This is a genomic window from Caulobacter zeae (assembly GCF_002858925.1).
In the GTDB taxonomy this organism is placed as follows: Bacteria; Pseudomonadota; Alphaproteobacteria; order Caulobacterales; family Caulobacteraceae; genus Caulobacter; species Caulobacter zeae.
Genome location: NZ_PJRS01000043.1, coordinates 40,697 through 64,117, shown reverse-complemented (window position 1 = coordinate 64,117; position 23,421 = coordinate 40,697). Strand labels below are relative to the sequence as shown.

At 69.6% G+C, this 23,421-nt stretch carries 22 protein-coding genes; 9 read left to right on the top strand and 13 right to left on the bottom strand.

From position 1 onward, the window contains the following. The first annotated feature begins 25 nt into the window (after positions 1-25). The 4 genes from nirB to cobA are packed head-to-tail and all read left to right on the top strand — an operon-like array spanning position 26 to position 6,323. Complete coding sequence (nirB, locus tag SGCZBJ_RS20980) at positions 26-2,491, top strand: nitrite reductase large subunit NirB (RefSeq protein ID WP_101719877.1); 2,466 nt, start codon at positions 26-28, stop codon at positions 2,489-2,491. Continuing rightward, on the top strand, positions 2,488-2,841 hold the full coding sequence (gene nirD, locus SGCZBJ_RS20975) for a nitrite reductase small subunit NirD (RefSeq protein ID WP_101719876.1): 354 nt from the start codon (positions 2,488-2,490) through the stop codon (positions 2,839-2,841). Before nirB ends, nirD begins: the two co-directional genes overlap by 4 nt. 4 nt (positions 2,842-2,845) lie before the next feature. Continuing rightward, on the top strand, positions 2,846-5,548 hold the full coding sequence (locus tag SGCZBJ_RS20970) for a nitrate reductase (RefSeq protein ID WP_101719875.1): 2,703 nt from the start codon (positions 2,846-2,848) through the stop codon (positions 5,546-5,548). Beyond that, positions 5,541-6,323: a uroporphyrinogen-III C-methyltransferase gene (gene cobA / locus SGCZBJ_RS20965; RefSeq protein WP_101719874.1), complete on the top strand. Its 783-nt coding sequence runs from the start codon at positions 5,541-5,543 to the stop codon at positions 6,321-6,323. The genes SGCZBJ_RS20970 and cobA overlap by 8 nt, the downstream gene beginning before the upstream one ends. A gap of 4 nt (positions 6,324-6,327) precedes the next feature. Here cobA and mdoH read toward each other — a convergent pair whose 3' ends face one another. Then, positions 6,328-8,235 carry a glucans biosynthesis glucosyltransferase MdoH gene (mdoH, locus tag SGCZBJ_RS20960; protein WP_101719873.1) on the bottom strand — a complete coding sequence of 636 codons (1,908 nt, stop codon included), beginning with the start codon at positions 8,233-8,235 and terminating at the stop codon, positions 6,328-6,330. A gap of 228 nt (positions 8,236-8,463) precedes the next feature. Further along, positions 8,464-9,618 (bottom strand): cystathionine beta-lyase, encoded by a 1,155-nt coding sequence (metC, locus tag SGCZBJ_RS20955; protein WP_101719872.1) that lies wholly within the window; start codon positions 9,616-9,618, stop codon positions 8,464-8,466. A gap of 156 nt (positions 9,619-9,774) precedes the next feature. On the opposite strand from metC, the gene SGCZBJ_RS20950 reads away from it, so the two are divergent. Next, complete coding sequence (locus SGCZBJ_RS20950) at positions 9,775-10,305, top strand: hypothetical protein (RefSeq protein ID WP_101719871.1); 531 nt, start codon at positions 9,775-9,777, stop codon at positions 10,303-10,305. 205 nt (positions 10,306-10,510) lie between these two features. Here SGCZBJ_RS20950 and SGCZBJ_RS25910 read toward each other — a convergent pair whose 3' ends face one another. From SGCZBJ_RS25910 to SGCZBJ_RS20910, 9 genes are all read right to left on the bottom strand, one after another. Further along, positions 10,511-11,272 carry an SPASM domain-containing protein gene (locus SGCZBJ_RS25910; protein ID WP_205685445.1) on the bottom strand — a complete coding sequence of 254 codons (762 nt, stop codon included), beginning with the start codon at positions 11,270-11,272 and terminating at the stop codon, positions 10,511-10,513. Between the two features lie 27 nt (positions 11,273-11,299). Continuing rightward, positions 11,300-12,025, bottom strand: a complete 726-nt coding sequence (locus SGCZBJ_RS25905; protein WP_205685444.1) for a radical SAM protein — start codon at positions 12,023-12,025, stop codon at positions 11,300-11,302. A 67-nt stretch (positions 12,026-12,092) separates the two neighbouring features. Continuing rightward, positions 12,093-12,269 (bottom strand): DUF1843 domain-containing protein, encoded by a 177-nt coding sequence (locus SGCZBJ_RS20940; protein ID WP_101719870.1) that lies wholly within the window; start codon positions 12,267-12,269, stop codon positions 12,093-12,095. Between the two features lie 6 nt (positions 12,270-12,275). Then, positions 12,276-12,449 (bottom strand): DUF1843 domain-containing protein, encoded by a 174-nt coding sequence (locus SGCZBJ_RS20935; RefSeq protein ID WP_101719869.1) that lies wholly within the window; start codon positions 12,447-12,449, stop codon positions 12,276-12,278. 233 nt (positions 12,450-12,682) lie between these two features. Then, positions 12,683-13,537, bottom strand: a complete 855-nt coding sequence (gene sseA, locus SGCZBJ_RS20930) for a 3-mercaptopyruvate sulfurtransferase (RefSeq protein WP_101719868.1) — start codon at positions 13,535-13,537, stop codon at positions 12,683-12,685. 172 nt (positions 13,538-13,709) lie between these two features. After that, positions 13,710-14,708 (bottom strand): cysteine synthase A, encoded by a 999-nt coding sequence (locus SGCZBJ_RS20925; protein WP_101719867.1) that lies wholly within the window; start codon positions 14,706-14,708, stop codon positions 13,710-13,712. A gap of 114 nt (positions 14,709-14,822) precedes the next feature. Beyond that, positions 14,823-15,107, bottom strand: coding sequence for a hypothetical protein (locus SGCZBJ_RS20920; RefSeq protein WP_058348305.1), 285 nt, complete (start codon positions 15,105-15,107; stop codon positions 14,823-14,825). Positions 15,108-15,120: 13 nt separating this feature from the next. Continuing rightward, on the bottom strand, positions 15,121-16,347 hold the full coding sequence (locus tag SGCZBJ_RS20915) for an SAM-dependent methyltransferase (RefSeq protein ID WP_101719866.1): 1,227 nt from the start codon (positions 16,345-16,347) through the stop codon (positions 15,121-15,123). An 87-nt stretch (positions 16,348-16,434) separates the two neighbouring features. Beyond that, a complete protein-coding gene (locus SGCZBJ_RS20910) occupies positions 16,435-17,895 on the bottom strand; it encodes a cryptochrome/photolyase family protein (protein ID WP_420808183.1) in 1,461 nt (486 codons plus the stop codon). Between the two features lie 77 nt (positions 17,896-17,972). Here SGCZBJ_RS20910 and kdsA point away from each other — a divergent pair, with 77 nt between their 5' ends. From kdsA to SGCZBJ_RS20895, 3 genes are all read left to right on the top strand, one after another. Further along, positions 17,973-18,839: a 3-deoxy-8-phosphooctulonate synthase gene (gene kdsA, locus SGCZBJ_RS20905; RefSeq protein ID WP_101719864.1), complete on the top strand. Its 867-nt coding sequence runs from the start codon at positions 17,973-17,975 to the stop codon at positions 18,837-18,839. Between the two features lie 54 nt (positions 18,840-18,893). Further along, positions 18,894-19,895, top strand: coding sequence for an ADP-glyceromanno-heptose 6-epimerase (gene rfaD, locus SGCZBJ_RS20900; protein ID WP_101719863.1), 1,002 nt, complete (start codon positions 18,894-18,896; stop codon positions 19,893-19,895). 103 nt (positions 19,896-19,998) lie between these two features. Beyond that, on the top strand, positions 19,999-21,483 hold the full coding sequence (locus SGCZBJ_RS20895) for an OB-fold domain-containing protein (protein WP_101719862.1): 1,485 nt from the start codon (positions 19,999-20,001) through the stop codon (positions 21,481-21,483). Positions 21,484-21,490: 7 nt separating this feature from the next. Here the strand turns inward: SGCZBJ_RS20895 and SGCZBJ_RS20890 are convergent, their stop codons facing one another. Together SGCZBJ_RS20890 and SGCZBJ_RS20885 are read right to left on the bottom strand one after the other, a co-directional pair. Further along, positions 21,491-21,877 carry a type II toxin-antitoxin system VapC family toxin gene (locus SGCZBJ_RS20890; RefSeq protein ID WP_205685442.1) on the bottom strand — a complete coding sequence of 129 codons (387 nt, stop codon included), beginning with the start codon at positions 21,875-21,877 and terminating at the stop codon, positions 21,491-21,493. Next, on the bottom strand, positions 21,874-22,128 hold the full coding sequence (locus SGCZBJ_RS20885; protein WP_165799397.1) for a type II toxin-antitoxin system VapB family antitoxin: 255 nt from the start codon (positions 22,126-22,128) through the stop codon (positions 21,874-21,876). The genes SGCZBJ_RS20890 and SGCZBJ_RS20885 overlap by 4 nt, the downstream gene beginning before the upstream one ends. Before the next feature lie 64 nt (positions 22,129-22,192). On the opposite strand from SGCZBJ_RS20885, the gene SGCZBJ_RS20880 reads away from it, so the two are divergent. Beyond that, positions 22,193-23,395: an acetyl-CoA acetyltransferase gene (locus SGCZBJ_RS20880; RefSeq protein WP_101719860.1), complete on the top strand. Its 1,203-nt coding sequence runs from the start codon at positions 22,193-22,195 to the stop codon at positions 23,393-23,395. Positions 23,396-23,421 lie beyond the last annotated feature (26 nt).

Below are 23,421 nucleotides of genomic sequence, written 5' to 3'. Positions count from 1 at the left end.
CCATCCTCCGCAACGAGCTAGAACCATGACCAAGGAAAAGCTGGTCGTCATCGGCAACGGCATGGCCGGTTGCCGGGCGGTCGAGGAAATCCTCAAGCGCGATCCCGAGCGCTACGAGATCGCCATCTTCGGCGCCGAGCCGCGGGTGAACTACAACCGCATCATGCTTTCGCCGGTCCTGGCGGGCGAGAAGACCTTCGACGACATCGTCATCAACGACGAGGCCTGGTACCGCGACAACGGCATCACCCTGCACGCCGGCCGCTGGGTCACCGGGGTCGACCTGGAGGGCCGCAAGGTGATCGCCGAGGGCGGCCTCGAGGTCGCCTACGACAAGCTGATCCTGGCCACCGGCTCGGATCCGTTCCGCCTGCCGCTGCCGGGCGCCGACCTGTCCGGCGTGGTCACCTTCCGCGACCTCGACGACGTCGACGCGATGATCGCCGCCTCGGCCAAGCCTGGCGCCCGCGCCGTGGTGATCGGCGGCGGCTTGCTGGGCCTTGAGGCCGCCTACGGCCTGGCCCGCCGCGGCATGGGCGCAACCGTCGTCCATCTGATGGACGTGCTGATGGAGCGCCAGCTGGACGAGAGCGCTGGCTACCTGCTGCGCGAGGCCCTGCTGGAGCGCGGCGTCGAGACCGTGCTCGGCGCCCACTCCGAAGCCATCGTCGGCGAGGACGGCAAGGTCACCGGTCTGAAGCTGAAGGACGGCCGCATCCTGCCTTGCGACATCCTGGTGATGGCTGTCGGTATCCGCCCGAACGCCACCTTGGCCAAGGCCTCTGGCCTACAGGTCAACCGCGGCATCATCGTCGACGACGCCATGCGCACCTCCGATCCGGCGGTGTTCTCGGTCGGCGAATGCGTCGAGCACCGCGGCAACTGCTACGGCCTGGTCGCTCCCATCTGGGACATGTGCCGGGCTCTTGCCGAGGAACTGACCGACGGCGAGGGCGCCTATCAGGGCTCGGTGCTGTCGACCCGCCTGAAGGTCTCCGGCGTCGACGTCTTCTCGGCCGGCAAGTTCGCCGGCGGCGAGGGCTGCGAGGACATCGTGTTCCGTGACGCCGCTCGCGGCGTCTACAAGCGCGTGGTCATCGAGGACGGCCGGGTCGCCGGCGCGGTCCTGTTCGGCGATGCGGCCGACGGCGGCTGGTACTTCGACCTGATGAAGGCCGGGACCGATGTCGCCGAGATCCGCGACACCATCATCTTCGGCCAGGCGATCACGGAGGGGCTGTCCGGCCTGGACCCTAGCGCGGCCGTTGCGGCCATGCCCGACACGCAGGAGATCTGCGGCTGCAACGGCGTCTGCAAGGGTGCGATCACCTCGGCCATCACCGCCCAGGGCCTGACCACGCTGGACGACGTGCGGGCCGTCACCAAGGCCTCGGCCTCGTGCGGCTCGTGCACGCCGCTGGTCGAACAGGTCATCAAGGCCACGCTCGGCGACGGCTTCAAGGTCCAGACCGGGCCCAAGCCGATGTGCAAGTGCACCTCGCACCCGCACGGCGCGGTCCGCGAGACGATCCTGGCCCAGGACCTGAAGTCCATGCCGGCGGTCATGCAGGCCATGGAATGGACCACGCCCGACGGCTGCGCCTCGTGCCGTCCGGCCCTGAACTACTACCTGCTGTGCGCCTGGCCGGGCGTGTATGTCGACGACAGCCAGTCGCGCTTCATCAACGAGCGCGTCCACGCCAACATCCAGAAGGACGGCACCTATTCGGTCGTTCCGCGCATGTGGGGCGGCATGACCACGCCCGACGAGCTGCGCGCCATCGCCGACGTGGCCGACAAGTACGCCATCCCAGCAGTGAAGGTGACCGGCGGCCAACGCATCGACCTGCTGGGCGTGCAGAAGGATGACCTGCCGGCCGTGTGGGCCGACCTCAACGCTGCGGGCATGGTCAGCGGCCATGCCTACGCCAAGGGCCTGCGCACGGTGAAGACCTGCGTGGGTTCGGAATGGTGCCGGTTCGGCACCCAGGACTCCACGGGCCTGGGCATCAAGCTCGAGAAGTTCATGTGGGGCTCGTGGGCGCCGGCCAAGGTCAAGCTGGCCGTGTCGGGTTGCCCCCGCAACTGCGCGGAATCGACCTGCAAGGACATCGGCGTGATCTGCGTCGACAGCGGCTACGAGATCCATGTCGGCGGCGCCGCCGGCCTGCACATCCAGGGCACGCAGCTGCTGGCCAAGGTCGCCACCGAAGAGGAGGCGATCCAGCTTATCTCGGCGGTCATGCAGATGTACCGCGAGGGCGGCTGGTACCTGGAGCGGATCTACAAGTGGATGGCCCGCATCGGCTTGGAGACGATCCACGCGGCCACCGTCGAGGACCTCGACAACCGCGCGGCGCTCTTCGCCCGCTTCGTGAAATCGCAGGAAACCGCCCAGATCGACCCGTGGGCCGAACGCGCCAGCAAGGGCGTCGAGGCCGGCGAATTCAAGCCGATGGCGACGCTTCCGATGGGGATGGCTGCGGAATGACGATCCAGACTTTCGACATCGATCCGGCCTGGCACGACGTCGGCGCCGTCACCGACATTCCCGAGCGCGGATCGCGGCGGGTGGCGACGGCGCAGGGCGACGTGGCGGTGTTCCGCACCGGCGACGGCCAGGTCTTCGCCCTGGTCGACCGCTGCCCGCACAAGCACGGTCCGCTCAGCCAGGGCATCGTCCACGGCCACGGCGTGACCTGCCCGTTGCACAGCTGGGTCATCGACCTGAAGACCGGCCAGCCCACCGGCGCCGACGCCGGCAAGGGCTGCACGCCAGTGGTGCCGGTGCGGGTGCAGGACGGCCGCGTCCTGATGGCCCAGCCGGTGATGGCGGGCTGACGTCATGGCCGACGGTTCCGGCGCCATCGCGACGACGGTCAGGACCACCTGCCCCTATTGCGGCGTCGGTTGCGGCGTCTCGGGCGCGGCGGGCGGGAGCCAAATGGGCGGGGAAAGGACGCTGGCGGTGTCCGGCGACCCGGCCCACCCGGCCAACAAGGGCCGGCTGTGCTCCAAGGGCTCGGCCCTTGGAGCCACGGTCGGCCTGCAAGGTCGTCTGTTGGAACCCTCGATCAACGGCCGCGTCGCGAGCTGGGGCGAGGCGACCGCACTGGTGGCCAAGCGTTTTCGCGACACCATCGCCCGTCACGGTCGCGACAGCGTCGCCTTCTACGTCTCGGGCCAACTGCTGACCGAGGACTACTACGTCGCCAACAAGCTGATGAAGGGCTTCATCGGCTCGGGCAACATCGACACCAACAGTCGTCTTTGCATGGCCTCGGCCGTCGCCGCCCACAAGCAGGCCTTCGGCGCCGACCTGGTGCCGGGCTGCTACGAGGATCTCGACGAGGCCGACCTCGTGGTCTTCGCCGGCCACAACGCCGCCTGGACCCATCCGATCCTGTTCCGTCGCCTGGAGGCCGCCAAGGCCCGCGGCCAGAAGCACGTGGTCATCGACCCCCGCCGCACCGACACGGCCGAAGGCGCTGACCTGCACCTGGCCGTCGCGCCGCAATCCGACGTTCGGCTATGGAACGGCCTGCTGGCCGAGATGGACCGCAGGGGTCTGCTCGATCTCGACTATGTCGCCGAGCATGTGAACGGGATCGACGCCGTGCGCGAAGCGCTGGCGCAGGACGACCAGTCACTCGCCGCCGTCGCCGCCGACTGCGGGATCGCGGTCGAAGACCTGCTGGCCTTCTACGACCTGTTCGCCGCTAACCCGAAGACCGTCAGCCTGTTCTCGATGGGCTCCAACCAGTCGGCCCAGGGCGTCGCCAAGGGGCTGGCGATCCTTAACGTCCACCTGGCCACGGGCCGGATCGGCAAGCCGGGAAGCTGCCCGTTCTCGATCACCGGCCAGCCCAACGCCATGGGCGGCCGCGAGACCGGCGGCATGGCCAACACCCTGGCCGGTCACATGGACTTCGCGCCCGAGGACCGCGACCGCGTCGCCCGCTTCTGGGGCGCGCCGCACACCGCCCGCGCGCCGGGCCTCAAGGCCGTCGAGATGTTCGAGGCGGTGCGTGCGGGCAAGATCAAGGCGATCTGGGTGATGGCCACCAACCCGGCCGTCAGCCTGCCCGACGCCGGCGCGGTGCGCGAGGCGCTGGAGGCTTGCCCCTTCGTCGTCGTTTCCGACTGCGTCGAGACCGACACCACGGCCTACGCCCATGTGAAGCTGCCGGCCCTGGCCTGGGCCGAGAAGGACGGTACGGTCACCAACTCCGAGCGTCGCATCTCGCGCCAGCGGGCGCTGTTTCCGGCCCCTGGCCAGGCCCGCGCCGACTGGCGGATCATGGCCGACGTAGCCCAGGGCATGGGCTTCGACGGTTTCGGCTGGGCCTCGCAGGCCTCGATCTTCCGCGAATGGGCGCGCCTGACGGCATACGAGAACCAAGGTTCGCGCCTGCTCGACCTTTCGGGGCTCTCGAGCATGACGCCCCACGATTACGCCGCCATGACGCCGATCCAGTGGCCGGTCCGCGCCGACGGCCAGGGCACGCCGCGACTGTTCGTCGACGGCCGCTTCCAGACGCCGGACGGCCGCGGTCGCATGGTTCCGGTCCGCCCCAAGGGCCCGGCCGACGCCGTCAGCGACGCCTTCCCGATGTCGCTGAACACCGGCCGCATCCGCGACCAGTGGCACACCATGACCCGCACGGGCTTGGCCCCTGACCTCTGCCGGCACGCGCCCGAGCCCTTCGTCGAGATCCATCCGCGCGACGCCAAGGCCGTCGGGATCAAGGACGGCGCCCTGACCCGCGTCTCGACCGCGCGCGGCGAGGCCGTCGCCCTGGCCCGGGTCACCGACCGCCAGCGCGTAGGCGGCCTTTTCATGCCCATGCACTGGACCGACGCGTTTGCGCCATCTGGCAAGTCGAACCATCTGATCGCGCCGAACCTCGATCCCGTTTCCGGCCAGCCGGAGTTCAAGCACACCCCGGCCCGGGCGCGGCCCTATCGCGAGACCTGGAAGGGCTTCTTCCTGAGCCGCGAGACCATCGCCGCGCCGGCTAATCTGGACTTGGTCTGGCGGCGCATCCCGCAGGACGCCGCCCAGCTGCACGAGTTCGCCGGTCGTGGCGACGCTTCCGAGCGCGAGGCCCTGCGCAAGCGCCTGACCAAGGGGCTGACCGGCGAGACCACGGTCTTCGAGGACGCCGGCGCCGGCTCGCGCCGCGAGGCCTGGATCGAGAACGGCAAGCTGGTCGCGGTGCTGTTCCAGACCGCCGCCGGCCGCCTGCCGCCGCGCGACTGGCTGGCCGACCTGTTCGCGCTCGACCAACTGACCGCCGAGGCCCGCTCGGCCCTGCTGATCGGCCGCCCGCCCGGCGCGCCGGTCGACAGGGGGCCGATGGTCTGCGCCTGCCTGAAGGTGGGCGCCAAGGCCGTCGACGCCGCCATCGCCGCCGGCGCGGTCACTGCCGACGCGGTCGGCGCGGTCACCGGCGCCGGAACCAACTGCGGCTCGTGCCGTCCGGAGATCGCCCGGATGATCGCCGCCGCCGCTTCCCTCAAGGCCAAGGAGACCGCCGATGCGTGACGCTGCTCTCGGAGACGTGCTGCTGGTCGGCGCCGGTCCTGGCCCGGTCGACCTGATGACCCTGCGCGCCGCCCGGGCGGTGGAGAGCGCGCAGGCGTTGCTCTATGACGCCCTGGTCTCGGACGAGGCGATCGCCCTGGCCCCCGCCGGCTGCGTGCGCATCCTGACCGGCAAGCGCTCGGGCCGACCCAGCATGAAGCAGGAGGCGATCAACCGCCTGATGCTGCGCCTGGCCCGTCGCGGCCTGCGCGTCGTGCGGCTGAAGGGCGGCGATCCGTCGGTGTTCGGCCGGGTAGGCGAGGAGGCCGAGTTCCTGCGCGCCCATGGCGGGTCGGTCGAGGTCGTGCCCGGCGTCACCGCCGCCAGCGCGGCGGCCGCCCAGTTCAATTTCCCGCTGACCCATCGCGGCGAGGCCCGGCGGGTGATCTTCACCACGGCCCGAGTCGGCAGCGGCGACGTCATAGAGGACTGGGCCGCCGCGTCGGATCCCGAGGCCACGGTCGCCGTCTATATGGGCGGCGAGGCCGCCGCCGAGCTTGGTCGCCGCCTGATCGCCGCCGGTCGCGCGCCGAGCACGCCGGCCCTGGTCGTCGAGCGGGCGGGAGACCCGGCCGCGTCGCTGCGGACCGGTCGCCTAGACGCGCTGCCGCGCCTGCTGGCGGACGGAACCGGCGGTCCGGTCCTCATCGTCATCGGCGCCGTGGCCCGCCGGGCCCAGGACCTGCGCTGGACGCCGGAGCTGGCGCAGATCGAGGACGCGGCCCGGAGAGCTTGAGCCGTCAGGCCGTGGCCATCGCCGCCGCGCTGTCCTCTTCTTCTCGCAGCCGAAGCTGTGGGCCGGCCGGCCGGCCGTAGGCCTCCCGCAGCAGACGCGAGGGTGACAGCTCGCACGGCGCCACCAGCAGGCCGCGCTTGCGCAGCGCCAGGCCCCAGCGCGCGCTGCCGGTCAGCACCGAGGCCGCCGGGGCGATCAGCAGGCCGATGGCCGCCGGCAGGATCCAGATCCCCAGCGAGGGGCCGGCCAGGGCCGCGCAGGTCAGCAGCAGGAGGCCGGCGACGATCTCGGGCGTGTGGCGCTTGAGGGCCTCGCGCCAAAGCGTGCCCTCGGCCTCGCGTCGCTGGGCGGCCCAGCCGGAGTCTCGGCCGGCCAGGATGTCGACCAGGCAGCGCGCGTGGCCGAACAGGATGGCCGGCGCGGTCAGGGTCGAATGCAGCGTCTCCACGGCCACCGAGACCAGCAGCGGGCCGACCCCGCCGAAGCCGCCGGCCTTGCCCTCCTTGCAGGTCAGGATCACCGCCAGCAGCTTGGGTGCGAACAGGAAGCCCAGCGACACGGCGAAGGCGGCCGCCGCCCCCTCGACCAAGAAGAGTTCGGCCCGCGCGCCGCCCAGGACAGGGAAGGCGGCCAGCATGGCGCTGAGCACCACCAGCAGCAGCCACACCGGCGCCAGCGCATAGGCCAGGGCGCCGCGCAGCAGGTGCAGGCGGCTGACAGGGTGCAGGCCCTTCACGCCCAGTATGCCCAGGTGTTGAAGGTTGCCCTGGCTCCAGCGGCGGTCGCGAACCAGCATGTCCGACATGGTGGGCGGGGCCTCCTCATGCACGTCGTCCAGCGAGGGGGCCATGCGCACGGCCCAGCCGCCGCGCCGCATCAGGGCGGCCTCGACGAAGTCGTGGCTGAGGATGGCGCCGCCGAACGGGGCCTTGCCCGGCAGGTGGGGCAGGCCGCAGCACTCGGCGAAGGCGCGCGTGCGGATCATGGCGTTGTGGCCGAAATAGTTGGCCTCGGCGCCGCTCCACCAGGCCAGGGCCCAGGTGGCGAGCGGGCCGTAGACCCAGCTGGCGAACTGCTCGGCGCGGCCGAACAGGGTGGTGCGGCCGACGATCGTGGTGCCGGCCTGCAGGACGCCCAGGACCGGATCGGTCTCCATCGCACCGGCCATGCGGCGCAGCGAGCGGGCGCTGATCAGGCTGTCGGCGTCGAGCACCGCCATGCATTCGTAGGCGCCGCCGAACCGGCGCACCCATTCGGCCAGGTTGCCGGTCTTGCGGTCGGTGTTGTGCACGCGGCGGCGATAATAGAGGCGGGTGGGCGAGGGGCCCGAACGGGCGGCGATCACCGCCAGGCGCTCGGCCTCGGCGATGTCGGGATCGCGCGTGTCGCTCAGCACGAAGATGTCGAAGGTCGACGACAGCCGCTCGCGATCGAGATCGGCGCGCATGGCCTCGATGCGGGCGAAGACGGCGGCGACGTCCTCGTTGTAGATCGGCGCCAGCAGGGCGACCTTCTTGCGCAGGTGCGGCGGCGGATCGTCTAACCGCCGTTCCCAGGTGTCGGGGTTGAGGGCCAGCTGGAAACCGCCTAGGGCGGCGGCGCAGGAAAAGCCGGTCCAGGCCAGCAGCACGGCCACCAGCAGGGCGTCGATCCATTCCAGCAGCGTCACGCCGCCGGCCGTGAAGGCGTCCAGCATGGTCGTCAGGCCGAAGGCGAAGGCCAGGATCGTGAAGGCGCCTAGGCCAAGACGCCGTCGCTGCCGCGAGCGGGCCAGCCGGCGCCAGCCCACATCGGGGGCGGACAGTTCGCGGACGGGCATGTCCATCGCGGACTCGGCGGGGAGCCAGGCGGCCGGCGGCGCCTTATCGGGAACGTTGCAAGGCGGAAGCCGGTCGGCGAGGCGTATGTCCATCAAGGGTCCTTTCGCGCGAAGAACCCTCACGACGACAATCAGTTGCGATGCGAAGGAAATATAACCACGGTCAAGTTTCAGGGACGCGTGGTCGCGCTACGTACTGCTGAATAACTTCGCATATTTAGGCCTTTAGGCATAATCTGGCCTTGCTCGCGGCCAGGATGTGGCGTTCTGTTGCGGTGCGGAAACGATCCGTGTTCCGCACCGCAATGCGCGGCTCGCGCGTCAGGCCGCCGCCAGGGCCCGGAAGCCGCGTTCCAGGTCGGCGGTCAGGTCGATCGGATCCTCCAGCCCGATATGCAGGCGCAGCAGCGGACCTTCGAAGTTCACCGGCGTCGAGCGGCTTTTCAGCTGCGGGTCGCAGTTGATCGCCAGGCTTTCGAAGCCGCCCCAGGAGAAGCCGAGGCCAAACAGCGTCAGGGCGTCGAGGAACGCGTGCACCGAGCGCTGGGTGGTCGGCTTCAACACCACGCCGAACAGGCCGCAGGCGCCGGAGAAGTCGCGCTTCCAGATCGCGTGGCCAGGATCGTCGGGCAGGGCGGGGTGCAGCACGCGAGCCACCTCGGGCCGCTGTTCCAGCCAGCGGGCCACGGCCAGGCCGTTCTGCTCGTGGCGGGGCATGCGCGTGGCCAGGGTCCTCAGGCCGCGCAGCATGGTGTAGGCGTCGTCGGGCGAGACCGACCAGCCCACGTCCCACATGGCGTTGCCCAGGTCGTCGCCGATCACTGGATCCATGGTCGTGGCGCTGCCCATGAAGCAGTCCGAATGGCCGCCGACATATTTGGTCAGGGCCTGCACGCTGATGGTCACGCCGTGGGCCAGCGGCTTGAAGAGCAGGCCCGCCCCCCAGGTGTTGTCGATCAGGGTGAGGATGCCCCGCGCCTTGGCGGCCGCGGCGATGGCCGGCACGTCCTGCATCTCGAAGGTCAGCGAGCCGGGCGCCTCCAGCAGGATCAGCCGGGTGTTGGGCTGGGCCAGGGCGATCAGGGCGTCGGCGTCGAGGGCCGGATCGTAATAGCGGGTGGTGACGCCGAAGCGGGTGAGAAAGCGGTCGCAGAACCGGCGGGTGGGCTTGTAGGCGCTGTCGACCACCAGCACGTCGTCGCCGGCCTTCAGCACGGCCATCATCGCCCCGGTGATCGCCGCGAGGCCGGAAGGGTAGAGGGTCACGTCCGGCGAGCCTTCCAGCTCGGCCAGGGCCGCCTGCAGGGCGGCGGGCGAGGACAGGCCCGTGATGCCGTAGGTCAGCTGGCTGTCGTCGTACAGCGAGGCGGCGTTGGGCATCAGCACGGTCGAGCCGCGCTGGATCGGCGGATTGACGGTGCGCGCCAGCGACGGGGCCTGCAGGCCCGAGCGGATCAGGCGGGTCTTTTCGTCCATGGCGGCGGGACTCGTAAGCACGGGAAGGAACCCGTCGTTTAAGGGCGCGGGCGGCCGGGGTTCAAGCGTTCGATCAACGTCCTGGCGAGCGACGCGGGGAATCGGCGATCTAGAGGCGGACGCCTGGCTGGGGCCGGCGTCGTATCGGGGGCCGAGATGAGAGTTGTGGTTTCGCTTCTGGCGCTGTCGGCGTCGATGCTTTGCGCCGCCGCCGCGCGGGCCGAGGATCCGCCGCCCACGCCGCCGCCGGCGCAAGTCGCAGCCCTGGCCGGCTGCTGGAAGGGCGAGGGGATGGTCATGGGCAAGCCCGTGACCGTCGCCCTGTCGGCCAGGCCGATCGTGGGCGGTGCGATGATGCTGGTCGAGGCCGACAGCGCGGCCAAGGCCGATCCCGCCGACACCTATGCCGCCCATCTCCTGTTTGGCGGCCGCACGACCAAGGCCGGCGAGCCGGCCGCGATCGTGGGCCTGTGGGCCGACAGCTTCGGCGGCGACGGCGCCTCGCACGGCGCGGGCAAGGTCGCGCCGAACGGCTTCGAGGTCAGCTACCCCTATGGCGACGCCGCCTTCGTCAATCGCTGGGCGCGGGCAGGGGAGCATCTGAGCTGGTCCATCGTCATGCGCGGGGCGGGCGGCAAGGAGCAGGAGTTTGCGAGTTACGAGCTGGTGCGGGCGGGGTGTCCGTAAGGTCCCGCAAAGGGCGGTCCTCAAGATGCTCCCCCTGAAGGGGGAGCTGTCGCGTAGCGACTGAGGGGGAGGTGACTTCTCACGTCGGCGCTCGGCTCAGACTCATCAGGGACTTCCCCCTCCGGCCCTCCGGGCCACCTCCCCCTTCAGGGGGAGGGTCTGGATCGCCGCCCCCCCCCCCCACAGGGGGAGGTTCCAGTCGCCTTCAGGCCTGGCCAGGCGCGGCGCCGATCCCGCCCAGCACGCGCTGGGCCTGCTGGATCAGCGCCTGCCGGCGTTCGGCGGCCTCTGCGTGCTGGCGTTCCACCTCGGCGAGGTCGGCGGCGCAGTGGGGGCAGGTTTCCTCGTGGGGCCAGACGTACTGGTCGCAGGAGCGGCAGACCTTGAGCCTGGGCGGCAGGGCGCCGCCGGCGGCTGTGCGTTCGCGATGGGCCACATGGACCGCGGTCGGATCGCGGACGGGCAGGGGAACGGTCTGGGCGCCGGGTATGGCCTCGCGCACCAGGGCGAACTCGCCGATGGCGAAGCTGGCGGCCGGGGCGTCCTTGACCTTGGTGACGCGTTCGCGCCAGCCGTGGCGGGCCAGGTCGAGCACACGATGGTGGCAGTAGGGATTGTTGCCGCGCTTGCCCAGCAGCGACTCCGAGGTCCAGGTGCAGCCGGCCCGGCAGACGTCGGCATAGTAGCAGGTGCGGCAGTAGTCGTAGAGCTCCTCGACGTCGCGCACGCGCCCGAAGGCGATCTTCTCGCTGTAGCGCCAGATGTCGGCGATGCTCATCTCGCGCACGTTTCCGGCGGCGTAGAGCGAGGTGGCCAGCGACGGGCAGCCCTTGATCGTGCCGTCGGCCTCGATGCCGATGCCGCCCTGGCCAGCCGCGCAGCCGTTCCAGTGGTCAGCCTCGTCGCCCAGGCCCCGCCACATCCGCTCATAGGGGCCGAAATAGCCGACATTGTTGCCGACGATCATCAGCAGGCCGCGTTCCTGGCCCTCGCGCTAGAGCCGGGCCAGCAGCGGCATGACGTCGAGCAGCTGGTAGGGCTGGAGCAGGAGGTCGGGATTGTCGACGGCGTTGCCCATCGCCACGGTCAGCTGGATCTGCCAGTGGGTGGCGCCGGCCTCTATGATCCGCTCCATCAACTCGGGCAGGTGGGCGGCGGTCTCGGCGCCGATCTGGGTGTTGACCGAGACGGCCATGCCCCGGGCCTTGGCCCGCTTGAGGGCGCTGATCGCCTGGTCGTAGGAGCCCGGCACCCCGCGCACGCGATCGTGCAGGTCGGGCAGGCCGTCGATCGACACGCCGATGCCTTGCAGGCCGGCCTCGGCCGCCTCGTCCAGGCGCTTGTCGGTCAGGTTGCGGGCGCCGGTCTGGACGGCGGTGCGGATGCCGTGGGCGCGGCTGCGGCGGATCAGCTCGATCCAGTCGCGGCGCAGATAGGCCTCGCCGCCGATCAGGGTCAGCTCTCGCGTGCCCAGGGCGGCCAAGTGGTCGATCAGCTCCAACGCTTCGGTCGGGTTCAGTTCGTCCGGCCGAGGCCGGCCGGCGCGCGAGCCGCAGTGCTGGCACTTGAGATTGCAGGCGAGGGTGACCTCCCAGACCACGTGGACAGGGGTCAGCTGCTCGTAGTCCTCGTCCGTGCGGAAGCGGACGGACTTGCCCTCGGGCGTCACGCGCTCGGGCCTGATCGCCGTTTCGGCGGCGGAGGGCAGGGTGTCGGTCATGCGCGCGTTTCCCCGAACGCGGGGCGTAGGCGGCGCTCCCCGGGAGGAAAGCGCCGCCTACGTCCGGCTAGCTCTTGCGGCCTTCCAGCTTGGCGATCTCGACCTTGAGCAGCGCCAGCAGGGTGGGGATGTCGCCGTACTCGTCCAGGTGGGCCTGGGCGGCGGCTTCGGCTTCCTTCAGGCGCGAGAGATCGCCCGAGGCGATGGCGTCGGTCACGGCGACGCCGTAGGGCTTGATGTTCATGTCCGATCAGCCCCCGAGCTTGGCGATTTCGAGCTTCAGGGCGGCCAGCAGCGTCGGGATGTCGCCGTACTGCTGGATGTGGGCCTCGGCTTCGGCGGCCAGCTTCTTCAGCTGGTCCAGGTCGCCGGAGGCGACGGCGTCGGTGATGGTGACGGCATAGAGCGGTCGGAACGACGACATGGCGTTTTCTCCCCACGGGCGCGCCGACAGCTCCGCCGGTCGCGCGGTTGCATGCTCGGCGCGGGTGGCGCGCCGAAGGTCGTTAAGCTGACGGGCACTGGCGGGGAGCGATGCGCGGCTTGGCCACGCTTCATGGCGGCGAAAGGCCGACCCCCAGCACGTCGAGGGTCGGCCACACGGAGCGCCTTGTCAATTCAGGATTGTATTCGAAAATCGCGTAACTTTGGGTGTTTTTACACAGCCGGACCGGTCGCGACCGGCGCGTCGTCGCGGCCGCCCCACTCGGTCCACGAGCCGTCGTAGACCGCCGCACGCGGCTTGCCGAGGCGGTGCAGGGCCAGCGACACGACCGAGGCGGTGATGCCCGAGCCGCAGGTCGTGGCGATCGGCTTTTCGATGTCGACCCCGGCCTCGGCGAAGACGGTCTTCAGCTGGTCGGCGGGCAGCATGGCGCCGTCGGGACCCAGCAGGGCCGAAAGCGGGATGTTGCGAGAGCCGGGGATGTGGCCGCTGGCGAGACCGGCGCGGGGCTCGGGGACCTCGCCGTTGAAGCGGCCGGCGGCGCGGGCGTCGATCACCTGCTCGCGGCCGGTTTCAAGGTTCTTCTTCATCTGCTCGAAGCTGCGGACGAGATCGGCCTGCAGGCGCGGGGTGAAGTGGCGCTCCTGCGGGGCGGCGGGACCGTCCTCGAGCGGGCGGCCCTCGGCGATCCACTTGGGCAGGCCGCCGTCCAGCACCACCACGTCCTCATGGCCCATGACGCGGAAGTTCCACCACACGCGGGCGGCCGGCAGGATGCTGGTGCTGTCGTAGACGACGATGCGCGAGCCGTCGCCGAGGCCCAGCTTGCGGACCCGCGAAGCGAACTTGACGCCGCTTGCCAGCATGTGGGGCAGGGGCGAAGTCTCGTCGGAGATCTCGTCGATGTCGAAGAACACCGCGCCAGGGATGTGGCCGGCCTCGAACTCGGCCTTCGGGTCGCGCGGCGTGCCGGGCATGAACCACGAGGCGTCGACGATGCGCACGTCCGGGGCGTCGAGATGGTCGGCCAGCCAGGCGGTCGAGACGAGGGGATCGGCGTGGGTCATGGCTGGCCTCTTGCGGGTATGCGGACTGAGGGCGGCAACTTCACGTGCGCCGCCGCCCCGCGCAAGCCGCTGTGCATGGTCCCCGCCCTTCGACAAGCTCAGGGTGAGGTCCAGATCGCAGGCCGTTCAGTCGGAAACCTCACCCTGAGCCTGTCGAAGGGCGGGGTTTTCGTCAGAGCCAGGGCGGCGTCGGCAGGCCCTTCTCGGCCAGGAAGGCGGGATTGAAGAGCTTGCTCTGGTAGCGCGAGCCGTGGTCGCAGAGGATGGTCACGATGGTGTGGCCGGGGCCCAGGTCCTTGGCCAGGCGCACGGCGCCGGCGACGTTGATCCCCGTGGAGCCGCCCAGGCACAGGCCCTCGTGCTGCACCAGGTCGAAGATCTGCTGCATCATCTCCTCGTCGGAGACGCGGTAGGGATGGTCGATGGCCAGGCCTTCGAGGTTGGCGGTGATCCGGCCCTGGCCGATGCCCTCGCTGATCGAATTGCCCTCGGCCTTCAGTTCGCCGGCGGCGTACCAGTTATAGAGCGATGCGCCGCCCGGGTCGGCCAGGCCGATCTTCACGTCCGGCTTGCGTTCGCGCAGGGCCTGGGCCACGCCGGCCAGGGTGCCGCCCGAGCCGACCGCGCAGATGAAGCCGTCGACCTTGCCGCCGGTCTGTTCCCAGATCTCCGGGCCGGTCGTGTCGTAGTGGGCCTGGCGGTTGGCGACGTTGTCGAACTGGTTGGCCCAGATCGCGCCGTTGGGCTCGGTCTTGGCCAGCTCCTCGGCCAGGCGGCCGGAATAGCGGACGTAGTTGTCGGGGTTGGAGTAGGGGACGGCGTCGACCTCGACCAGCTCAGCGCCGAGCAGGCGGATGGCGTCCTTCTTTTCCTGGCTCTGGGTGCGCGGGATGACGATGGTGGTCTTGTAGCCCAGCGCCGAGGCGACCATGGCCAGGCCGATGCCGGTGTTGCCGGCGGTGCCCTCGACCACGCGGCCGCCCGGACGCAGCAGGCCTTTGGCTTCCGCGTCGCGGATGATGCTGAGCGCGGCGCGGTCCTTGACCGACTGGCCGGGGTTCATGAACTCGGCCTTGCCCAGGATCTCGCAGCCGGTGGCCTCGCTGGCCCGATTGAGGCGGATCAGCGGGGTGTCGCCGATGGCGTCGAGAACGTTGGCGGTGACGGGCATGGTCGAAAATCTGGGGCTTCGCGCGAAAAGGCGCCGTTGGAGGCAACGGTAGATCGCGATGCGGCCGCCCGGATCAATCCAGTTTTCCTGAAAGCGGCGGCCAACGGGTCAGGTTCAGTGGGCTGTGGGCTCGGTCTGGATCACGTTGAGCAGGGCCAGGCCGCCGGCCGCGGCGGTGGCCGCGCACCAGGCGCCGCACAGGCCGTCGATGCCTACCAGGCTGTTCTCGACCGCGTCGGCCATGATGCCCTCGGCGACCAGGGACGAGGGCTCGCCCAGCAACTGGTTGTCGTGCAGCTCGCGGCACCAGGCGCCGACCGCCTCGACCGGCGTCTCGGCGTCGAACTGCGAGAGGTAGGTGCCGCCGTGATAGTCGAGGACCAGGGTGAAGAGCGACACGCTTGATCCTCCTCTAGCTGCGCGCCAGGCCAAGCTGGACGACGTTGGTGCGCTCGGTGCGGAAGCCGGCCTCGCAGTAGCTGAGATAGAAGTGCCACAGCCGGCGGAAGCGCTCGTCGAAGCCCAGCGGGCGAATCTGCTCCCAGGCCGCCTCGAACCGCTTGGCCCACTCGGCCAGGGTGTCGGCATAGTCCTGGCCGAAGCGCCGCACGCCGTCCCAGGACAGGCCCGCCTTGTCGGTCTCCTGGCGCAGCCGCGTCTCGCTGGGCAGCATGCCGCCCGGGAAGATGTAGCGCTGGATGAAATCGGTGTGCCGGCGATAGCGGTCGAACAGGTCGTCCTTGATGGTGATGATCTGCAAGCCGGCGCGGCCGCCGGGCGTCAGCACGTCGTGGATCTTGCCGAAATAGGTGGGCCAGTACTCCTCGCCGACGGCCTCGAACATCTCGATCGAGGCCACGCCGTCGAACTGGCCCTGCACGTCGCGATAATCGATCAGCCGGATGTCGGCCTTCTCGGCCAGGCCCTGGTCGAACAGCCGCTTCCTGGCGAAGTCGTGCTGGGCGGGCGAGATGGTGATGCCGGTGACCTTGGCCCCGACCTCCCTGGCCGCGTATTCGGCGAAACCGCCCCAGCCGCAGCCGATCTCCAGCACGTGCTTGCCGGGCGCAAGGCCGATGGACTGGGCCAGGGCCTCGTACTTGCGGGTCTGGGCGGCGTCGAGCGAGGCGTCGGGGCCCTTGTCGTAGAGGGCCGACGAATAGGTCATCGTCCGGTCCAGCCACTGGGAATAGAAGGCGTTGCCCAGGTCGTAGTGGGCGTGGATGTTGCGCTTGGAGCCGCTGCGGTCGTTGCGGTTCATCCAGTGGAAGATGACGTTGATCAGGTGCATGACGGGGTTGCCCCGCACCAGCGCCGCCAGCTTGTCGAAGTTCAGCGCGAAGGCGGTCAGCACCGCCGACAGGTCGGGCGTGTCCCACTCGCCGGCCATGTAGCCCTCGGCGAAACCGATGTCGCCCGAGGCGAAGGCCCGGCGGATGAAGCGGTAATCATGGACGCGGACCACGGCGTCGGGGCCGGGGGTCTTGCCATCGATGCGCAGGGGCTTGCCCGAAGGCAGGACGAAGGTCAGGGATCCAATCGCCCAGTTCTCGACGGCGATGCGCAGCGCCGTGCGGAAGGCCGGCGGCGCGGCCCGGAGATCTTCGTCTCGCCAGGAGGCGGGCAAGGTGTCGGTCATCAGCGCTCCCAATCCCTTGAATGGGACAAGTAAGACCCCCGAAAGCCGAACTGTAAATGGGGCTGCTGGACACCGTTCGCCAGGAGATCAATCCTCGCCCGCGTCGCCGCGTAGTTGGCGATAGGCCTCCAGCGCCGCGGCCCGGGCGCGGGGATGATCGACGATCGGCTTGCCGTAGACGGCCCTGGCGCCGGCGCTCAAGCGCTCGGGCGCGATCCACGGCTGGTGGATAACATCGGCCGGCAGGTTGGCCAGCTCGGGGATCCACTGTTTGACGTAAGTCCCCTTGGCATCGAACTTTTCACCCTGGCCGATCGGGTTGAAGATCCGGAAATAGGGCGAGGCGTCGGCGCCGCTGCCGGCCACCCACTGCCAGTTGCCGACATTGTTGGCGAGGTCGGCGTCGACCAGGGTGTCCCAGAACCAGGCCTCGCCCTCGCGCCAGTCGACCAAGAGGTGCTTGATCAGGAACGAGGCGGTGATCATCCGTACGCGGTTGTGCATGAAGCCCGTGGCCCACAGCTCGCGCATGCCCGCATCGACCAGCGGATAGCCGGTGCGGCCTTCGGTCCAGGCCTCGAAGCCGCGCGGGTTCTTCGACCAGGGGAAGGCGTCGAACTCGGGCCGGAAGTTCTTCGTTGGCAGATCGGGCCAATGGAACAGGATCGAGTGGTTGAACTCGCGCCAGCCGACCTCGGAGAGGAACTTCTCGATCTCGCCGTGCGGCGCGTCGCCGGCCTCGGCGGCGTCGCGGACGGCGGCCCAGACCTGGCGCGGTCCGATCTCGCCGAAATGCAGGTGGGGGGAGAGGCGCGAGGTGGCCTCCAGGGCCGGCACGTCGCGGCCCTCGCCGTAGCCGTCGACGCGGCCGGACAGGAAGTCGTCCAGTCGCGCCAGCGCGCCGACCTCGCCGGGCGTCCAGATGGAGAAGCCCTTCGACCAGTCGGGCTTCTTGGGATGCAGGGACCAGCCATCCAGCGCGTCGCTGTGGGGCCAGTGCTCGGGCGCCTCCAGCCGCTTGGGCGCGGCCTCCGCATCGACATGGGTCAGATGCGCGCGGGCCGCCCGCCAATAGGGGGTGAAGACCTTGTAGGGTTGCTTGGAGCCATTGGCGATCGTCCAGGGCTCGTTCAGCAGGCCGGCGACGCAGCTCTCGACGACGACGCCGTCGGCCTTCAGCGCGGCCTTGATCTGCGCGTCGCGCTCGATGGCGGCGGGCTCATAGAGGCGGTTCCAGGCGACGCCAGCGGCGCCGGCATGGACCATCACGTCTTTCAGCACTTCCTGGGCGGGACCGCGTCGCAGGACCAGCTTGGAGCCGACGGCCTTGAGGCTTTCGGACAGCGCCCTTAGCGACTTGTCGAGCCACCACAGCGAGGCCGCGCCCATCGGCCGCACGCCGCTGGTTTCGTCGAGGATATAGAGCGGGATCACCGGCCGGCCCGTGTCGGCGGCGGCCTTCAGCGCCGGATTGTCGGCCAGGCGCAAGTCGTTGCGCAGCCACACGATGACGGGTCCGGGGACGCCTGGATCGATCCGCACTTGCACCTTTCCGCCGTTGGGGCCACCTGTGGGGCCAATTCGGCGCCACCTTGTTCGCCCCTCTCTAACTCGGAAGTCCCGCCTTGAGTCAGCCCGTCGCTCCCAACGCCGTCGTCGAAGTGAAGACGGAGACCGGCAAGGCCGTCCGCATCGGCAACGCCGAACGCCTGACTTTCATCGCCGGTCCGTGCCAGATGGAGAGCCGCCAGCACGCGCTGGAGACGGCGCATGCGCTGAAGGAGATCGGCGAGCGCCTGGGCGTCGGCCTGATCTACAAGACCAGCTACGACAAGGCCAATCGCACCTCGGCCACGGCCGCGCGCGGCATCGGCCTCTATGACAGCCTGCCGATCTTCCAGGAGATCCGCGAGGTCACCGGCCTGCCGACTCTGACCGACGTGCACGAGATCAGCCACTGCGATCCCGTCGCCGAGGCCGTCGACGTGATCCAGATCCCGGCCTTCCTGTGCCGCCAGACCGACTTGCTGCTGGCCGCCGCCAAGACCGGTCGGGCGATCAACATCAAGAAGGGCCAGTTCCTGGCCCCGTGGGACATGAAGAACGTTATCGCCAAGGTGACCGGCGCGGGCAATCCCAATGTCATGGCCTGCGAGCGCGGCGCCTCGTTCGGCTACAACACGCTCGTTTCCGACATGCGGTCCTTGCCGATCATGAAGGAGATCGGCTGCCCGGTGGTGTTCGACGCCACCCACAGCGTGCAGCAGCCGGGCGGGCAGGGCACGTCCTCGGGCGGCCAGCGCGAGTTCGTGCCGGTGCTGGCGCGCGCCGCCGTCTCGATCGGCGTGGCCATGGTGTTCATGGAAACCCACCCCGACCCCGACCACGCTCCTTCGGACGGCCCCAACATGGTGCCGCTGAGCCAGTTCGAAGGCCTGGTGGCCGAGCTGCTCGAATTCGACGCCCTGGCCAAGCGCAAGCGGGCGGCTTGATCCTCCTGAAGAGCGGCGGCTTGCCCAGCCGCCGCTCTGTGCCATAACCCGCCCATGTCCAGACGCATCGTTCTCGTCACCGGCGGCGCCGGGTTCATCGGTTCCAATATCGTGGCCAAGCTCTGCGAGGATCCGGCGCTCGACGTCGTGGTCTGCGACTGGCTGGGCCAGGCGGCCGAGGGCAAGTGGCGCAACATCGCCAAGCATCCGATCGCCGACTTCGTCGCTCCCGAGCAGCTGTTCGACTGGCTGGCCGAGCGCGGCGCCGAGGTCGAGCTGGTCATCCACATGGGCGCGATCTCCTCGACCACCGAGCCCGACGCCGACCTGATCGTGCAGTCCAACTTCGTGCTGTCGCGCGACATCTGGCGCTGGTGCGCGAAGAACAACACCCGCCTGATCTACGCCTCGTCGGCCGCCACCTATGGCGACGGAACCCAGGGCTTTGACGGCAAGGACGACATCGACACCCTGATGGGCCTGCGCCCGCTGAACGCCTATGGCTGGTCCAAGGCGCTGTTTGACGTCTTCGCCGTGCGCGAGGCCGCACGCGGCCATGCGCCGCCGCAGTGGGCCGGCCTGAAGTTCTTCAACGTCTACGGCCCCAACGAGGACCACAAGGGCGGCATGAAGTCGGTGGTCTGCCAGATCTGGCCGAAGATCCAGGCGGGCGAGGGCGTGCGGCTGTTCAAGTCGCACCACCCCGACTACGAGGACGGCGGCCAGCTGCGGGACTTCGTCTATGTGCGCGACGTGGCCGACGTGATCGCCTGGCTGGCCAAGAGCCCGCATGTGAGCGGCGTCTACAATCTGGGTTCGGGCAAGGCCCGCTCGTTCAAGGACCTGGCCGAGGCCACCTTCGCCGCCATCGCCCGCGAGCCCGACATCACCTATTTCGACATGCCCGAAGTGCTGCAGGGAAAGTACCAGTACTTCACGCAGGCCGACATGAGCCGCCTGCGCGAAGCCGGCTACAACGCGCCGATGACCTCGCTGGAGGATGGTGTCGCCGACTATGTGGCCGGGTTCCTGAACACCGACGATCCCTATCGCTGACGCGCGCTTCGGTTGACCAAGGGGCACGCTTGCGGACCCCTGCTGTGCGCGTAACCTGAACCCTGATAAGTCGCCGGAACGGGCGTCGGTCAGGGAGTGGAACATGGTCGGCATCGCCGCCTGGGGCGCCTATGCGCCGCGTCTTCGCCTAAGCCGCAAGGCCGTCGTCGCCGCCAACGCCTGGGTCGCGCCCGGCCTGGCGGGCAAGGCCAAGGGCGAACGCTCGATGGCCAACTGGGACGAGGACGCCCTGACCATGGCCGTCGAGGCCGCCCGCGACGTGCTGGGCGTCGAGGACGAGGGCCGCGCGGCGATCGAGGCTGCGATCTTCGCCTCGACGACCGCGCCCTTCGCCGATCGCCAGAACGCCGGGATCCTGGCGGCCGCCCTGACGCTGGGCGCCTCGATCGCCTCGGCCGACATCACCGGCTCACAGCGCTGCGGCCTCACCGCGCTGGGCCAGGCGCTGGAAGCGGCGGCTTGCGGAAAGCGGGTGCTGGTGGCCGCTGGCGAGCATCGGCGGGCCCGCGCGGCCTCGCCGCAGGAGCTGGATTTCGGCGACGCGGCGGCGGCCTTCGTCGTCTCGCCCGACGGAGGCGCGGCGACATTCCTTGGACGCGGCACGGTGACCGACGACTTCGTCGACCACTTCCGCGGCTCCGAGGCCGAGTTCGACTACGCCTGGGAAGAGCGCTGGATCCGCGACGAGGGGATCGTCAAGCTGGTCCCGCCGGCCGTTCGAGACGCGCTGGAGGCGGCGGGCGTGACCGCTGCCGAGGTTGACCATTTCTGCTTTCCGTCGGTGTTTCCGGGCATGGGGGCGAGCCTGGCCAAGACGCTTGGCATTCGGCCCGAGGCTGTGCGCGACACGCTGGGCGCGCAGTTGGGGGAGGCCGGCTGCGCCCACGGTCCGCTGCTGCTGGCCCACGCCCTCGAGGAGGCCGCGCCGGGCCAAGTGGTGGTGGTCGCGCAGTTCGGCCAAGGCGCCGAGGCGCTGGTCTTCCGCGTCGGCGGCGAGATCGGCGCCGCCCGCCCCGCCCGTGGCGTCACCGGATCGCTCGCAGACCGGCAGGAAGAGACCAACTACCTGAAGTTCCTGGTCTTCAACGACCTTGTCGACTGGGACCGGGGCATGCGGGCCGAGAAGGACAACAAGACGGCCCTGACCACCCTCTATCGCAACCGCGACCAGATCCTGGGCCTGGTCGGCGGCCGCTGCCGCGAGACCGGCGTGGTGCAGTTCCCCCGCACCCGCATTTCGGTGGCGCCCAACAACCCGGCCGTCGACACCCAGGAGCCATATCGCTTCGCCGAGCGCGCCGCCCGGGTGCTGACCTACTCGGCCGACTACCTGACCTTCTCGATGAGCCCGCCCAATCACTACGGCATGATCGTCTTCGAGGGCGGCGGTCGGATCATGCTCGACATCACCGATGTCGCGCCCGGCGAGGTCGAGACCGGCCTGCCGGTGAAGATGGTCTTCCGGATCAAGGACCGCGACGAGAAGCGTGGGTTCGTCCGCTACTTCTGGAAAGCCGCCCCAGACCGATCGGCCGTGGCGGCGACCTCGGTCCAGGCTGCGGAGTAGGGCGGTGTCAGAGCGCGCGCCTGACGTCGGTGGCGGCGAAATCCTCGCCCTTGAACAGCAGGGGCAGGTCGCGCGCCTTGGCCAGGGCGTAGGCGAAGCAGTCGCCGAAGTTCAGGCCGTGGCGGCTGGCGCCGTATTCGGCGAAGGCCTGCTGCGCGAGTGTCAGTTGCGGCTCGTCGAACGGCTCCATGCTGACCTCGAATTCAGCGACAAAGCGCCTGATGTTCTCGACCTCGGCTTCGCCCTTTCGCCGAAGGCAGACGATCTGCAGTTCGAGACGGGTGGCTGTCGACATCAGAAGAGCCTCCGCGTCGGCGACGGCCTTCATGAACGCACCGGCCTCGGGCTCGTCCCAGAGGATGGCCAGAACTGCGGACGTATCGAGGACGATCACTTCGGAATACCGTCTTCGTCGTACAGCATCTCTTCAGGCGTTCTTGGATCGAGGATCGGGAGCGCGGCCGAACGTTTCTGCAACTCGGCCATCAAGGCCAGCTTTTCCTCGCGTGTCTTGGCTTGCAGCGCGGGCGGCATGCGATCGAGCTCGGCTCGCACGGCGTGGGCGAACACGTCGCTCAGGCTGACGCCCTTACGGTCCGCCAGCTCCTGCGCCATGCGCAGCGTTTCCTCGTCGTGGATCACCATGCCCATGGCCGCGACGTTACACCTGATCAATACGCCCGAGAAGGCGAGCTAGGGAGAGACCCCGATGGCCAGCGGTATCCGCGACAAGGTCGCCATCCTCGGCATGGGTTGTTCGAAGTTCGGCGAGCGCTGGGACGCCGGACCCGACGACCTGATGGTCGAGGCCTATGTCGAGGCCATGGGCGACGCCGGCATCGAGGCCAGCCAGCTGGACGCGGCGTGGTTTTCGACCCACATCGACGAGATCGGCACGGGCAAGGGCGGCACGCCGCTGTCGATCGCCCTGCGCCTGCCCAACATCGCCGTAACGAGGGTGGAGAACTTCTGCGCCTCGGGTTCGGAAGCCTTCCGGGGCGCGGTCTACGCGGTGGCCGCCGGCGCGGCCGACATCGCCCTGGCGGTGGGCGTCGAGAAGCTGAAGGACACCGGCTATGGCGGCCTGCCGTTCGGCGCGCCCGGCACGCTGGCGCCGCAGGTCATGCCCAACGGCTCTGCGCCCGGCAATTTCGCGCAGCTGGCCAGCGCCTACCGCGCCAAGCACGGGGTCTCCAAGGAGGACCTCAAGCGGGCCATCGCCCACGTCTCGGTCAAGAGCCACGCCAACGGCGCCAAGAACCCCAAGGCCCACCTGCGCAAACCCATCACCGAGGAGCAGGCGCTGAAGGCTCCGATCATCGCCGAGCCGCTGGGGCTGTTCGACTGCTGCGGGGTGTCGGACGGCGCGGCCGCGGCCATCGTCACCACGCCCGAGATCGCCCGCGCGCTGGGCAAGCATGACCTGGTCACGGTCAAGGCGCTGCAGCTGTCGGTCTCGAACGGCTACGAGAGCCAATACAACGGTTGGGACGGCAGCCACTTTCACACCGCTCGCATCGCCGCCGGCAAGGCCTACAAGGAGGCCGGCATCGAGCGCCCGCGCGAGCAGATCTCGATGATGGAAGTGCATGACTGCTTCTCGGTGACCGAACTGGTCACCATGGAGGACCTGTTCATTTCGGCCGAGGGTCGCGGCTGGCGCGATGTGCTGGACGGCTTCTACGACGCCGACGGCGCGGTGCCGTGCCAGATCGACGGCGGCCTGAAGTGCTTTGGCCATCCGATCGGCGCTTCGGGCCTGCGCATGCTCTACGAGATGTACCTGCAACTTCAGGGCAGGGCGGGCGAGCGCCAATTGCGCGACCCTGTCCTGGGCATGACCCACAACCTCGGCGGCGCGCCGGCCAGCAATGTCTGCTCGGTGGCCATCATCGGGCGGGAAGGGGCGTAGTGCGACGCGGCGACCTGGTGTAGTCG